General features: G+C 29.6%; 13 protein-coding genes. All 13 read right to left on the bottom strand.

Annotation, left to right across the window (positions count from 1 at the left end; translation table 11 throughout):
* Positions 1 to 102: 102 nt before the first annotated feature.
* The 13 genes from LQE93_RS10325 to LQE93_RS10265 all read right to left on the bottom strand — a co-directional run bounded on the left by LQE93_RS10325 (position 103) and on the right by LQE93_RS10265 (position 13,376).
* Positions 103 to 951: a sirohydrochlorin cobaltochelatase gene (locus LQE93_RS10325; protein WP_055266474.1), complete on the bottom strand. Its 849-nt coding sequence runs from the start codon at positions 949 to 951 to the stop codon at positions 103 to 105.
* Complete coding sequence (gene hemL / locus LQE93_RS10320) at positions 951 to 2,225, bottom strand: glutamate-1-semialdehyde 2,1-aminomutase (RefSeq protein WP_055266472.1); 1,275 nt, start codon at positions 2,223 to 2,225, stop codon at positions 951 to 953. Before hemL ends, LQE93_RS10325 begins: the two co-directional genes overlap by 1 nt.
* Before the next feature lie 36 nt (positions 2,226 to 2,261).
* Positions 2,262 to 3,236 carry a porphobilinogen synthase gene (gene hemB / locus LQE93_RS10315; RefSeq protein ID WP_055266470.1) on the bottom strand — a complete coding sequence of 325 codons (975 nt, stop codon included), beginning with the start codon at positions 3,234 to 3,236 and terminating at the stop codon, positions 2,262 to 2,264.
* A complete protein-coding gene (cobA, locus tag LQE93_RS10310) occupies positions 3,229 to 4,713 on the bottom strand; it encodes a uroporphyrinogen-III C-methyltransferase (RefSeq protein ID WP_055266468.1) in 1,485 nt (494 codons plus the stop codon). The genes hemB and cobA overlap by 8 nt, the downstream gene beginning before the upstream one ends.
* Before the next feature lie 10 nt (positions 4,714 to 4,723).
* Positions 4,724 to 5,596, bottom strand: coding sequence for a hydroxymethylbilane synthase (gene hemC, locus LQE93_RS10305; RefSeq protein ID WP_055266466.1), 873 nt, complete (start codon positions 5,594 to 5,596; stop codon positions 4,724 to 4,726).
* On the bottom strand, positions 5,541 to 6,272 hold the full coding sequence (locus LQE93_RS10300; protein ID WP_055266464.1) for an NAD(P)-dependent oxidoreductase: 732 nt from the start codon (positions 6,270 to 6,272) through the stop codon (positions 5,541 to 5,543). Before LQE93_RS10300 ends, hemC begins: the two co-directional genes overlap by 56 nt.
* Entirely contained in the window at positions 6,230 to 7,441 is a 1,212-nt protein-coding gene (hemA, locus tag LQE93_RS10295; protein ID WP_231073482.1) for a glutamyl-tRNA reductase, read from the bottom strand. The genes LQE93_RS10300 and hemA overlap by 43 nt, the downstream gene beginning before the upstream one ends.
* Before the next feature lie 304 nt (positions 7,442 to 7,745).
* Complete coding sequence (gene asrC, locus LQE93_RS10290; RefSeq protein ID WP_055266460.1) at positions 7,746 to 8,708, bottom strand: sulfite reductase subunit C; 963 nt, start codon at positions 8,706 to 8,708, stop codon at positions 7,746 to 7,748.
* Positions 8,709 to 8,724: 16 nt separating this feature from the next.
* Positions 8,725 to 9,519, bottom strand: a complete 795-nt coding sequence (gene asrB / locus LQE93_RS10285) for an anaerobic sulfite reductase subunit AsrB (protein WP_055266458.1) — start codon at positions 9,517 to 9,519, stop codon at positions 8,725 to 8,727.
* Positions 9,520 to 10,527 (bottom strand): anaerobic sulfite reductase subunit AsrA, encoded by a 1,008-nt coding sequence (gene asrA / locus LQE93_RS10280; protein WP_055266456.1) that lies wholly within the window; start codon positions 10,525 to 10,527, stop codon positions 9,520 to 9,522. It abuts the gene before it with no gap.
* A 140-nt stretch (positions 10,528 to 10,667) separates the two neighbouring features.
* On the bottom strand, positions 10,668 to 11,357 hold the full coding sequence (locus LQE93_RS10275) for a Crp/Fnr family transcriptional regulator (RefSeq protein WP_055266454.1): 690 nt from the start codon (positions 11,355 to 11,357) through the stop codon (positions 10,668 to 10,670).
* A gap of 22 nt (positions 11,358 to 11,379) precedes the next feature.
* Positions 11,380 to 12,237, bottom strand: coding sequence for a Cof-type HAD-IIB family hydrolase (locus LQE93_RS10270; RefSeq protein WP_055266452.1), 858 nt, complete (start codon positions 12,235 to 12,237; stop codon positions 11,380 to 11,382).
* A 170-nt stretch (positions 12,238 to 12,407) separates the two neighbouring features.
* Positions 12,408 to 13,376: a TDT family transporter gene (locus tag LQE93_RS10265; RefSeq protein ID WP_055266450.1), complete on the bottom strand. Its 969-nt coding sequence runs from the start codon at positions 13,374 to 13,376 to the stop codon at positions 12,408 to 12,410.
* Between the last annotated feature and the right edge of the window lie 257 nt (positions 13,377 to 13,633).

Genomic DNA, 13,633 nt, shown 5'->3' with positions numbered 1-13,633 from the left:
AGTAAATCAAACTAATCCTATAGATGAATTCACTCTATGTAACTTAAAGTTACAAACTTTCACTTAAGTTCATATAAATAACTAAATCAAAGATTTAGATTTTCACTCAACATTTATAGCTTCATTTATCATATCAATATAAAGTTTTTGAATTTTTTCGTATTCTAATAAACTCTTTAAATTTACTTCAACATTTATATCATTTTCATTAAACAAGCTTTCCCAAGAGTTATCTCCTTTTATATCTTTAATTATGTGATTTCCAGGTAAAACTAATAAAGGCATTATTATCACATCATCTATTTTCTTATCTTTAAGTTCTTTAAGTACAACACTCCTAGTTCTGCTACCTTCTAATGTTCCAATTATAACATTCTTATATCCTATACTTTGAAGGGCCTTTTCAATTTCCTGATAACAATCATCATTACATACATTACCATTATCTCCGCAACACTGATTAATTCCTATAGATGTATAACAACAATTATCCTGACATCTATTGCTACCATGCCCTACTAACACTACACACCTATCTTTATTCACATTATCCTTTATGGCATTTGCTATATTTAAAGCAGATTCTTTAGTATTTTTTCCTTTATTAATAAGTAGTGTGGGATTTAATTTAATATAATTAAACCTATCTTTATTTTCTTCTAGGATATTTCTCAACGAATCACAGTCTTTTCCATCAATCATATGTAATGGCTGCAAAATCACCTCTTTATATCCATCATTAAATAATATTTCTAAGGCCTCTTTAACATTTAAAATATCTATATTATTTTTTTCTTTCATTCTCTTTATAAGTATATTTGATGTAAATACACACTGTATAAATAGTTCTTTATCTATCGAATCTTTTATATTTTTTATAAAAGATTCAACTTGTTTATAAGCATCTAAGTTAGAACTTCCAAAACTAACTATTAATACTGCTCTCTTCATTATCCTTCAAACTTTCTAAATGCATCTAAGAATTTATTAATATGTTCTTCTGTATGTTCTGAAGATAAAAATACTGCTTCATATTGAGATTGAGGTAAATTAATACCATTCTTAAGCATATGAAGGAAATATCTCTTAAATCTCTCTATATCACAAGTCTTTACATCATTATAAGTATTAACTGCTGCTAAATCTGTGAAGAATATTGTCATCATTCCCCCTACTCTATTAACAACTATATCTATATTCTTTTCTTTTGCTATTTCTAAAAGCCCATTTTCTAATTTTTCACCTATTTTATTTATATGATTATATATCTCTGGGTTTTCTTTAAGTATATTTAAAGTTGCAAGTCCAGCTGCCATAACTACAGGATTTCCAGACATTGTACCTGCTTGATATACCCCACCTAGAGGTGCCAACTTTTCCATTATTTCTTTTCTTCCACAATAAGCTCCACAAGGTAGACCTCCACCCATAATCTTTGCATAAGTTACAAGGTCAGGCTTAACATCAAATAAACTTTGGGCTCCTTTAAATGCCACTCTAAATCCACTCATAACTTCATCAAATATAAGAAGCGAACCATATTCATCACAAAGCACTCTAAGAGTTTCCATAAATTTATCATCAGCCTTTATAACTCCCATGTTACCAGCTACAGGTTCAATAATAACAGCAGCTATATCATCTTGATAAGCTTCAAATAAAGCTCTAACTTGTTCAATATCATTATATACACCAATTAATGTGTTTTTAACACTTTCATTAGGCACACCTAAACATCCAGCAATTCCTTCTGTTAAAACTCCAGAACCAGCCTCAACTAAAAAACCATCAAAATGCCCGTGATAACAACCTGCAAACTTTATTATTTTATTTTTTCCAGTATATCCTCTTGCCAGTTTTATAGCACTCATAGTAGCTTCTGTTCCAGAGTTAACCATTCTTACCATCTCAACATTATCTAAGTTTTCACATAAGAATCTTCCCATTTGAAGCTCTAATTCAGTAGGTGCTCCAAAAGCTATAGAACTTTCACTTATTTCTTGTATACATTTTACAATATCATCATTACAATGACCTAATATCATAGGTCCCCAAGCTAAAACAAAATCTATATACTCATTTCCATCTTCATCTTTTACTATAACACCTTTACCACTTTTCATTACTGGAGGATTTATTCCCATATCTTTATATGCTCTTACTGGTGAATTAACTCCACCTGGCATATATTTTTTAGATTCTTCAAATATTTCTCTGTTACCCATATTAATTCTCCTCTAACTGACACTCTAAATCTCTGATTAGTTCTGTGTTTCCTTTAACCATTTAGATGCCTCTAATGCATAATAAGTTATAATTATATCAGCTCCTGCTCTTTTCATAGAAAGAAGCATTTCTAAAGCTGTTGCCTTTTCATTCATAAGTCCTGCCTTCGCAGCAGCCTTAATCATTGAATATTCTCCACTTACATTATAAACACATATTGGAATATCGACAATATCTTTGGCTTTTCTTACTATATCTAAATAAGAAAGTGCTGGTTTAACCATTATTATATCTGCACCTTCTTCAATATCCATATTTATTTCTCTTAAAGCTTCTCTTCCATTTGCAGGATCCATTTGATATGACTTTCTATCACCAAACTGTGGTGCTGAATGTGCCGCTTCCCTAAACGGACCATAAAATGCAGAGGCATATTTAGCTGCATAACTCATAATAGCCACATGTGTAAACCCATTATTGTCTAATACATTTCTTATAAATCCTATTCTTCCATCCATCATATCCGAAGGGGCCACCATATCAGCTCCTGCCTTTGCATGTGATAGTGCTATTTGACCTAACTTTTCTAAAGTAGCATCATTATCTATTCTATGACCATCTAATATTCCACAGTGACCATGAATAGTATACTGACACATACAAACATCCGTTATTATATATAAATCTTTAGATATTTCTCTTATTTTCTTTATGGCTCTTTGAACTATTCCATTACTATCAAAAGCTGAACTACCACATTCATCTTTTGTATCAGGAATTCCAAATAAAATTATTCCTTTTACACCACAATTAATAACTTCATTTATTACTTCCTCTAATCTATCTATAGACCAATGATAATTGCCTTCCATAGATTTTATTTCTTCCTTTATATTTTCACCCTCAACTACAAATATAGGATATATAAAATCATTTGCTGTTAATATATTTTCACGAACCATAGCTCTAATAGCTGCTGTTTCTCTTATTCTTCTTCCTCTTTTAATCATAATAATCCTCCATATTCCTATACATCTCAACGATTTCTTCTAAGAAACCATCTTCTGAATGCTTTTTACAAATAAGAGCCTCTACTCCTCTTTCAGCTAAGGCTTTATTAGTTTGAGGACCTATAGCTATATTGGTCTTTTCCTTTATCTTTTCTAATCCAACCATATCAACCATATTTTTAACTGTTGAAGGACTAGTATAAAGAATTATATCTACTTCCTCAAAAGCTTTTGGATTTTTTATCTCACCACAAACTGTATCATATGTATGTACTCTATCAACTTTTAATCCTAAAGATTCAATTTCATTTTTTAAATATGTTCTACTTGATGATGAGCATGGTATAAGAACCTTCTCATCTTTTTTAAGTTCAGGCTCTAAAACTTTAAACAAACCTTCACCTACGAATTCTCTTGCCATTATAAAAGGCTGAATACCTCTTGCTTGTAATGCTTTCTTAGTTGCTTTTCCTATAACAGAAAACTTTGCTTTAATTTTTCTAATATCATACTCTTCTTTTACAAGATAATCAAAGAATCTATTAACTCCATTTACTGAAGTTAATATTATATGGTCATAATCTTCCAACCTATCTAAATATCCTTTAAGATTCTCTTCTGTACCTTTAATTCTTATTGAATTTATTTCAGTAACCTCAGCACCTAAATCTCTTAATTTTTCTTTCAAGCTTTGTGATTGCTCTCTAGTTCTTGTTACACAAATATTAGCTCCAAATAAAGGTTTGTTTCCATACCAATCTAATTTATCATTTAGAGATACAACCTCTCCAAATACTATTATACAAGGCGATTTCAATCCAGCTTCCTTCACCTTTTGAGATATATCGGCAATAGTTCCAACTACCTTCTTCTGCTTTGATGATGTTCCTCTCATAACTACTGCAGCTTTTGTATTTGCATCTTTACCATTTTTCAATAAATTTTCTATAATCAAATCTAAATTTTCAAGACCCATCATAAAAACTAAGGTACCTGTTTCTTTTGCTAATGCCTCATAATTTATTTTTGAACTTCCTGCAGACATCCCAGTCACTATATGAAAACTTTGTGCCATAGCCCTTTGAGTTATTGGTATACCTGCATAGTTTAAAACTGCTATAGGAGAGGTTACCCCTGGAACTACTTCGAAATCTATGTTTTCTTCTACTAGAGCTAATACCTCTTCTCCACCTCTACCAAAAACATAAGGGTCTCCACCTTTTATCCTTCCTACAATATGACCTTCTTTAGCAAGTTTTACAATAGACTCATTAATTTCTTCTTGAGTTTTATAATGACTTCCTGGCTCTTTACCACAGTAATAAATTTCACATTCTTCATTTAAATAATTTAAAATATTATTAGAAACTAATCTATCATATAACACAGCTGTACATTTTTTTAATATTCTTACAGCTTTAAGTGTTAATAACTCTTCATCTGTTGGCCCAGTTCCTATTATGTAAACTTTACTCATAACTATACTCCTAATGATTTAATATTTTTTCCGCAAGTTTAACTCCCAACTCTTTGTTATCTTCAATTTTCCCTTTTATTTCTTTTCTTATTATTTCACCATCTACTTCATAAGCGCCTATCATATATAATTCATCATCTATTATTTCTGAATAAGCTCCAATAAGACTATGACAGTCTCCATTTAAAGCTGTCATAAAACTTCTTTCAGCTTCAACAGTTATTCTTGAATTCTTACAATCTAATGCTTTAAACTCATCTCTATATTTAGATTCTTTTAAACACTCTATTCCTAATGCACCTTGCCCTATAGCTGGTAAAAATACCTTTGGATCAAAATAATCTGTTATTATATCTTCCATACCTAATCTTTTTAAGCCCGCAGCAGCAAGGATTATTCCATCCATTTCTTCCTTCTTCATCTTTTCTAATCTTGTTTGAACATTTCCTCTTATAGGTACTATATTTAAATCTGGTCGCATCATTTTTAAAAAAGATGCTCTTCTTATACTACTTGTTCCTACTGTAGCACCTTCCTTTAAATCATTAAAATGAGTACCGTCAGCTGAGATAAAACAATCTCTAATATCTTCCCTTTCAGGTATTGCTATTATTTCAAATTCATTACTTAAAGCATAAGGTACATCTTTCATAGAATGAACAGCACAATCTGCTTCTAATCTAATTAGTGAATATTCTATCTCTTTAACAAAAAGACCTTTACCTCCAATTTTATTAAGAGACACATCTAACCTTCTGTCACCTTCTGTTACGATTAAAAGCTTCTTATAATCTAGATTTCTCTTTTCTTCTAAAAGCTTTCCTACTTTATCTGCTTGAACTTGAGCTAAAATACTCTTTCTTGTTGCTATAACTATCTCCATTTATCTCACCTCTATATAAGCACTGTAAATCTTCATCCTCTAAAAAAAGCTTAAATACAGTTTTATCTTTTCCTTTATCATAAAAAAACTTAAAATCATTAGAATTTAAAAATTCTATTACTTCCTTCTTATGATTTCCTAATACCTTAGCGTTATTTCTAAGCCTTGTTATAAAACCTATAAAATCATCAATACTACAAAGTGATTTATAAGCAATATCAGCAACCATTAATGCACCTCTAGGATTTCCACCAACAGTATTTATTCCAAAAGATATATTTTTCAAATTTCGTTGAACTGGCATAGCTGCAATACCATCTTTAAAATCAGAACAATTAATGTATAGCTTATAAGCTTCATCACATTCATCTTTTATTCTTTGTAATAACTCATTATCATTTATTGCTATTACAATTATATGTTTATCCTGAATAAAATCACTTTTATAGTCTGATTTTATTAATCTAAGGTTTTTATCTCTTATATTTAAAATATCTTCAGAAAATTCTCTTGACAATACTTCTACGTATACATTTCTCTTTAAAAAGCTTCTTATCTTTATGATAGCAGCCTTCCCTCCACCAATTACTCCAACTCGTAATTTATTTGAGAAAAATGATAAATATATTCTTTCTATTTCTTCTCCATAAATATTCTCTTCAAAATTCTTAAACATTCTTCCTCACTACCCTTTAATGTTTCCTCTTTTAAAACTTCTATTGCTCTATTAATGTATACATCTGTAGCGCTTTTTATAAGAGTATTTGCCAGTTGTATATCATCTTCATTCTTACACTTATGTGAAAAACTATTTATTCTATCTAATATTACTTTATCTCTTTCTTCTTTCATTTCTTTTATATACGGAGAAATTTTACGTTGCTTATTCCACTGGTTAAATTTATCAATACTTTTTTCAATAATATATTTATTTGATATCATTATCTCTTTTCTTATTTCTTTGTTTTTATCATCAATAGAACTTACCTTATCAATATCATATAAATAAACTTTATCTATGTATTTTACAGAATCCTCTACATCACGAGGAACTGATAAATCAAAAATATGTAATGGCGTATTTCTCTCTTTAATATGTACTCTTTCTATCATTAAATGTGGCGCGGAAGTGCAAGTTATTAGACAATCTATATTTTCTATATGTTTTCTAGCTTCTTCATAATTCATTGCTAAAACTCTATCATCATTAATATCATTAACTTTACTTATATCTCTTACACCAATAATTAATGATTCAAAATCATTAGCTAAAATATATTTTGAAACTAATTTTCCTACATCCCCATATCCTATTATCATAAATTTTTTCGAATTATTTTTTATAGCTTCATTTACTGCTATAGATGCTGAAGATACAGGTATTTCATATAGCTTACTTTTTGTTCTAAATTCCTTTCCACAGCTGATTGTCATTTCAAATAATTTTTTTAATATGCTTTTTACAGTTTTTAATTCTAAAGCTTTAGAATAAGCATTTTTAATCTGCCCTAAAATTTGATCTTCTCCAAAAATCTTTGAATGAAATCCACAGGCTACATCCATAAGATGTCTTATAGCTCTTTCTTGGTCTAAAACAACACAATTATCAGCTAACTCATATTCCCACTTTAATGCTTCAAAAATCTTTTTTAATATCTCTTCATCCTTTTCTTCACAAGAGCTATTAAAATAAATTTCTGTCCTATTACATGTATTTAATATTACTACCTCATCAAATATATTATGTAGTGCTTTAAGCCCTTCTTCTAGCTTTTTAGGATTAAGTGCGAACTTTTCTCTTATATCTAATGAAATATTTTTTCTTATAGCTAATAATCTTATCATTTTATCGCTCCTAATATTTATTATTATATTTACATTATACTACTTTTTAAGTGAGTCTCCAAATCTCTGATTTAGGTAGATGAACTGTTAACTAAAAGTCCAAATCTATAATTTTGTAACTTTAAGCTACTCTAGCAGAGTACGCCAATTAATTCATCAGAATTAGTGTTTCCTTTTAACTTAACATCTATTTTTTAAGGCCGCTATAATTTAATATAGCGACCTTAATTTTAGTTTAGTTTGTTAAATTTTAATTACATAGTAGTATTCTTTCATTAGTCAGCAATTATTATACTAATCTAATTTAATATCTTACTCCGCTCCAATATACATTATTCTTTAATACAGCTTTATCTGAAAGTTCTACACCTTCTAATGCGTATTTCTTAAATTCCATAAATCCAGTTCTATCTATGATATATCCAATGTGTTCTTTTCCACCTGGAGCATCTTTTGCAATATGTTCTGTAACATATTTATAAGTATTAGTAATTATTTTAACTATACTATCTTCATCTACCCAAACTATAAAGTCTTCAGCTAATCTTGGGTTCTTCTTTCCTGTTCTACCCATGATAACTAATCTATAGTATTTTTCCTTACTTCTAGTCCATGCACCTGTTGGACAGTTGATTACACACTCTCCACATCCAATACATTTGCCGTGATCTCTTACTGGTCTATAGTTTTCAGCATGTATAGCTCCTGTTGATTTCTTGTTACAAGCTCTTACGCAAGCACCACAAGATACACACTTGTTTTTATCGAATTGAGGCTCAGTCATACCTAGTATTCCAAAGTCGTGCATTCTAGCTTTTATACAGTCATTATGACATCCAGTTAAAGCTATTTTAAAATGTAAGTCATTTGGGAATATAGCCTTTTCTATTCTCTTTGCGAACTTAGAAGTATTATAGTTAGCAAAAGGACAAACATTATTTCCTATACATGCTGATACATTTCTTGTACCTGCTGCATTATATCCATCTCCAGGATTTTCTTGGTTTATTTCTAATCCTTCAATTATAGGTTGAAGCATCTTATTAACTGCATCCATATCCTTGAAGCTTATTCCTGGTATTTCAAATCCTTGTCTAGTAGTTATATGTACAGTTCCGTTTCCGTACTTATCAGCTATTTCTTGAATTAATCCTAAATATTCAGCTTTTAGATGTCCTCCTGGAACTCTAACTCTTGAAGCTGTAACTCCTCTAGTTTTAGTTATTCTAAAAGCATTCTTTTTAAGCTTTTTAGTATTTATATCCATAACTTCTGCCTCCTAATTAATCTATTAAAAGTTTACCCTTAGTGTAGTTGAATACTGGTCCATCTAAACAGATATAAGTATCATCTATCTTACAGTGTCCGCACTTACCTACTCCACAACACATTTTTCTCTCTTGAGAAATCCAGATATTTTCTTCTTTAACACCAAGTTTTAAGAACTCTAAAACTGTAAACTTCATCATCATTGGAGGTCCAACTACAACTACTTCTACGTTTTCTAAGTCTTTTAGCTTAAGCTCCGCAACATACTTTGTAACAAGTCCTGTATTTCCTGTATATCCCTCTTCAGCTTTATCAACTGTTATTATTACATTTAAGTTTTTCTTCCATTCTTCTATATCAGCCTTAAACAATACATCTTCAGGTGATTTAAATCCTGAAATTAAAGTGAATCCATTAGCATCTTGAGGATTTCTTGAGAAGTATTCTACTATTCCTCTTACTGGTGAAAGTCCTGTTCCTCCAGCAACAACAACTACTTCTTTTCCTTTATAGTTATCTATATCGAAACCATTTCCGTATGGTCCTCTCATAAATAACTTGTCACCCTTATAGTTCTTGAAGATTTCATCAGTAACTTTACCAACTCTTCTTATTGTTAAGTCAACATATCCTTCTCCAATTCCACTTACAGATATAGGAGCTTCCCCGTACTTAGGAAGTGAAACTTCAAAGAATTGCCCTGGCTTTACATCTCCTGTAAATGCCATTCTAAAAGTATATTCTATTGAAGTATGTTCAATAACATCTAATATTTCTGATATAAATGGTTTGTATATATTGTTTGTCATCTATTTCACCTCATCCATAGCTTTCTCTAATTTATTTATGCAGTTTGAGAATGATATGTATTCAGGACATATATCGTCACATCTTCCACAACCTACGCACATGTGGTATCCCCACTTCTTCTTGTAGTCATAAACCTTGTGAAGAGCTTTAAATCTCATTCTTTGTCCCTTATCATTTCTGAAGCTATGTCCTCCAGCCATATCTGTGTATCCATCAACTTGACATGAAGCCCATACTCTTCTTCTTTCACCTGATTTTTCGTTTTCTTTGTAGAAAATATCTTGCATTGTGAAGCATGTACATGTTGGACATACGAAGTTACATCTTCCACATGCTATACATCTTTCTGAATATTCATCCCACATCTTAGATTTCATTACTTCTTGAGTTAAATTTTCTGGAATATTAACTTTAACTTCATTTTCAGTTACGAAATCTGGAGTTACATCTACTGATTCGTTGTTGAATTTATCCATAAGGTCTTTGAATTCTTCATTTTTAACATCTAAGTAAACTTCATTTCCATTAACTTTTATGTACATGTCATACTCATCAGTTGTGTTTGTTCCCATATTTACGCAGAAACAATTTTCAAAGCTTTTTTCGCATCCCATTAATACAAATTTAGCTTTTTCTCTTATCTTCTTGTAAAATGGATCTTCAAATCCATTTCTTAAATATATATCATCAATTCTTCTTAAAGAATTTATATCACAGCTTCTTAAGAATATTAATGGAGCCTTTTCTTCCATATCAGCTTCTTTCATTTCATTTTCTGTAAAGAAGAATAATGTCTGAGAAATTGGAAGTAAAACTTCTTTATATGAAAATTGAGATTTTTTATTGAACTCAATTTCTTCAACTCTTGATACTTCTTCATATCTTACTATATCAGTATCTGAGAATCTTCCTTTTCCTTCTAATACCTTAGGAGCATATATCTTGTACTCCTTTGATAATTCTTTTAATGCGCCATTAAAATTTTCTATATCAAACTTATATCCCATTTGAACACCTCTTAATCAACTTTATTTTATTAGGTTAAAAGACTTCCTACTCAAATTGTTATTCTTATCTTTGTTATTAAACTAACAATAATCTATGTTTTTATTATAATTTTTGATAGAAAAAAAGACTGTGATTAATATCACAGTCCTTTAAAAAATTTCGAAAGCCTATCTTTGTCCTTAATTATAATTTTTTTATTATCATTTATTATTAAATCTTCTTTACTTAAAAGTTTTAATGCTCTCGATATAGTTTCACGGGGTGCGCCAAACATATCAGCTAAATATGTAACACTTATGTTTAATTTTATTAACGTTCCTTCTTCTACTTCTTCTCCGTAGTCCTTTGCTAATTTCCACAGTTTAGCTGCAACACGCTTTTCGACTTTTATAGGTGTTGAATTCTTCATTTGCCTATATAGTCTCCTAATTTTTAATGCTTGAGCCTTAATAAAAATCTTTGTTAAGTCAAAATCACTTTTCATTATTTCAAGAAAAATCTTTTTATCTATAGATAAGATTTGTGCTGTTTCAAATACTTCACAATTTATTGAAGATGGAAGATCATCAATAGCATAATCATTTATTATCTTACCTGCCCCTAATATAAAAATTATCTTCTTTTGAGCTGATTCATTCATTTTATATAATGATACTTTTCCTGAATATAGTATATATATTCTACTTACAATCTCCCTATCCCTAAAAACATGACTCCCCTTCTTATACTCCTTCATATCACAATGCTCGCTTAATAGCTTTAATGTTTCATCTGATAGCTCTTGAAATAGTTCCATGTCTTTAAGTTCTTCTAAGCTTATCTTAACCATAATCTCACCTAATAATTTTATTTTATATATTTAAAGCTCTGTAAATCGCTTTAGCTACTCCATCATTATCATTTGTGTCAGTTATGAAACCTGCTAACTCCTTTATTTCAGGTATAGCATTTCCCATAGCGCATGCATTTTTAAACTCTGTAAACATAGAATAATCATTAAAACTATCCCCTATAGGCATAACTTCATCTCTTTCTAATCCCATCTTTTCAGCTACCTTTGCAAGTATTAACCCCTTTTGGGCTTGCATGTCACTAATTTCTATATCATTATCAAAAGTTGATACTACTGATAGTCCTGGTAACTTCTTTAATTTTTCTTTAATACTCTTAATTAATTCAACATCTTTATTAAAAGTTATAATTTTATATATATCTATTTTATCATCCATTAGCTCATTTATACTATTAAAAATAGTAATTTTTCTTCTGCCAATAAATTCCTTTAAAAATCCTTGAATTTCCTCATCACTATGTTCAGGATTTAAAGACCTTACCCTATCTTCTATTGAAGCTTTAACTTTTTCATAATCTGATGTTAAAGTTCCTTTATTAGTAAAAAGCTCTATACATAAATCTGCTTCTTCCATAATCTCCATAACAACTTTAACTTTCTCTTTATCAATTGTTATATTTTCAAGAATATTTCCATTCCTATCTCTATATTCAGAACCATTCATTAAAATATATTCACAATCAAGATTAAATTCATCTGCAATTGGTTTAACACCATCATAACTTCTCCCAGTAACTATAGCAAATTTCACACCTAGCTCTTGTGCTTTTCTTATAGCTTCAATATTTCCTTGTGATATAGTGTGATTGCTATTTAGTAATGTTCCATCCATATCTGATGCAATAAGTTTAATCATAATTATCTCCTTCTACCTACATTTATTATTTAATTCTTACAACTGTAAAACTTTCACAAATTATTATACCAATTATTATATATTTTTGTTTTCAAAATTTAAAATAAAGAAAAGATAGAAGTATTCTTTAACAAATACCTCTATCTCTTTATCAACTTATTATTTTGTAATTAAGCTGCTTTTTCTTGTTTATCTTTCTTATAGCTATCTTTAAATAACATGAAGAAACGTAATAAAATATATCCAATTAACATTGTTGTTACATAAATTTGTATTCCTGCTAATTGATTAACTGCGTTTCCAGCAGCTTCATATCCTTGAGCTATTAAATAAGCTGACATTTTATTTGAAGCAACTATTCCTATAGCCATAGGGAATGTTAATGCTGCAAATCCTGGATGGAAATCAAATGAGAAGAACTTTGGTAATCTCCATAATATAAATATAAATGCAGCTAATACTAAAGCATATAAATAATATACTATTATTGCATTCGGTTCTTTAATAAAATTAAAGTAACTCACTAAGCAAAGACTTGATGGTGCAAGTAATATTGCTTGAGTGTGGAATACTGGATCTTTAATTTCATGTTTTACTAATCTATAAATCATAAATGGCATTATTATAGTAAGCACTGCTATACCATAAAATACAACTATCTTACCAATAAGAGGTTCATTCATAACTCCGCCAACAACAGTAGAAACCATTATTCCATTATATGTTACAAACCAGCTTGGAACGAAAGTTTGCATATTTACACCTTTAATAACATTTCTATATGTAAATATTAAAATATGAATTGCATGTAATATTAAACCAGTAAACCATAAAGTCTTACCAAAGACAGCACTTGCATTGTAAAAATAACTACCTACAATCATAGTTATCATTGTAGCTCCTGCATAAAGCGAAGCTGGTACAGTGTTTGAATATTCCTTCTTAAAAGTATCAAAATGGAATATAATTTTTGTTAAATAAACTAATAAAATTATTATTGCCGCCCATGTAGTAATATGTCTTACCCATGTATAACCCATACCTGAATAAACATTTCCTAACGTTAAGGCTCCCACCATAGTAGGTAAAATCGCAACTGGCATGTTTTGGACCTTTTGTAAAAATGATTTATTACTCATAATTACCTCCTAATTCAATTAAAATTTCTAGTTTTTGTTAAGTTTTTAACTCTTTTCCCGAAACGTCTCTCTTCACTTGTAATTATATATAACTAATTCTTTAAAAACTGTGATTAATATCACGTTTTACTTGGTATTTTAATATTTTTTTCACAATCTTTTTGTAAAAATATATCAGCTGTTATAAAAAAGCCCCATCATTCAATGTAACGATGGGACTTCCTTGATATATAAATTTTAGTGGAAACTTGATTGTT

Origin of the sequence: Clostridium sp. NSJ-145, assembly GCF_021044725.1 — a bacterium.
Classification (GTDB): Bacteria; Bacillota; Clostridia; order Clostridiales; family Clostridiaceae; genus Clostridium; species Clostridium disporicum_B.
This window is presented reverse-complemented; position numbering and strand designations above follow the sequence as displayed.

Excerpts from the sequence above, each read along its gene's own strand:
- hemC (WP_055266466.1), bottom strand. The coding sequence starts at position 5,596 with ATGGAGATAGTTATAGCAACAAGAAAGAGTATTTTAGCTCAAGTTCAA.
- asrB (WP_055266458.1), bottom strand. The coding sequence starts at position 9,519 with ATGACAAACAATATATACAAACCATTTATATCAGAAATATTAGATGTT.
- asrA (WP_055266456.1), bottom strand. The coding sequence starts at position 10,527 with ATGGGATATAAGTTTGATATAGAAAATTTTAATGGCGCATTAAAAGAA.
- LQE93_RS10275 (WP_055266454.1), bottom strand. The coding sequence starts at position 11,357 with ATGGTTAAGATAAGCTTAGAAGAACTTAAAGACATGGAACTATTTCAA.
- hemB (WP_055266470.1), bottom strand. The coding sequence starts at position 3,236 with ATGATTAAAAGAGGAAGAAGAATAAGAGAAACAGCAGCTATTAGAGCT.
- hemL (WP_055266472.1), bottom strand. The coding sequence starts at position 2,225 with ATGGGTAACAGAGAAATATTTGAAGAATCTAAAAAATATATGCCAGGT.
- hemA (WP_231073482.1), bottom strand. The coding sequence starts at position 7,441 with ATGATAAGATTATTAGCTATAAGAAAAAATATTTCATTAGATATAAGA.
- asrC (WP_055266460.1), bottom strand. The coding sequence starts at position 8,708 with ATGGATATAAATACTAAAAAGCTTAAAAAGAATGCTTTTAGAATAACT.
- cobA (WP_055266468.1), bottom strand. The coding sequence starts at position 4,713 with ATGAGTAAAGTTTACATAATAGGAACTGGGCCAACAGATGAAGAGTTA.
- LQE93_RS10270 (WP_055266452.1), bottom strand. The coding sequence starts at position 12,237 with ATGATTAAACTTATTGCATCAGATATGGATGGAACATTACTAAATAGC.
- LQE93_RS10325 (WP_055266474.1), bottom strand. The coding sequence starts at position 951 with ATGAAGAGAGCAGTATTAATAGTTAGTTTTGGAAGTTCTAACTTAGAT.
- LQE93_RS10300 (WP_055266464.1), bottom strand. The coding sequence starts at position 6,272 with ATGTTTAAGAATTTTGAAGAGAATATTTATGGAGAAGAAATAGAAAGA.
- LQE93_RS10265 (WP_055266450.1), bottom strand. The coding sequence starts at position 13,376 with ATGAGTAATAAATCATTTTTACAAAAGGTCCAAAACATGCCAGTTGCG.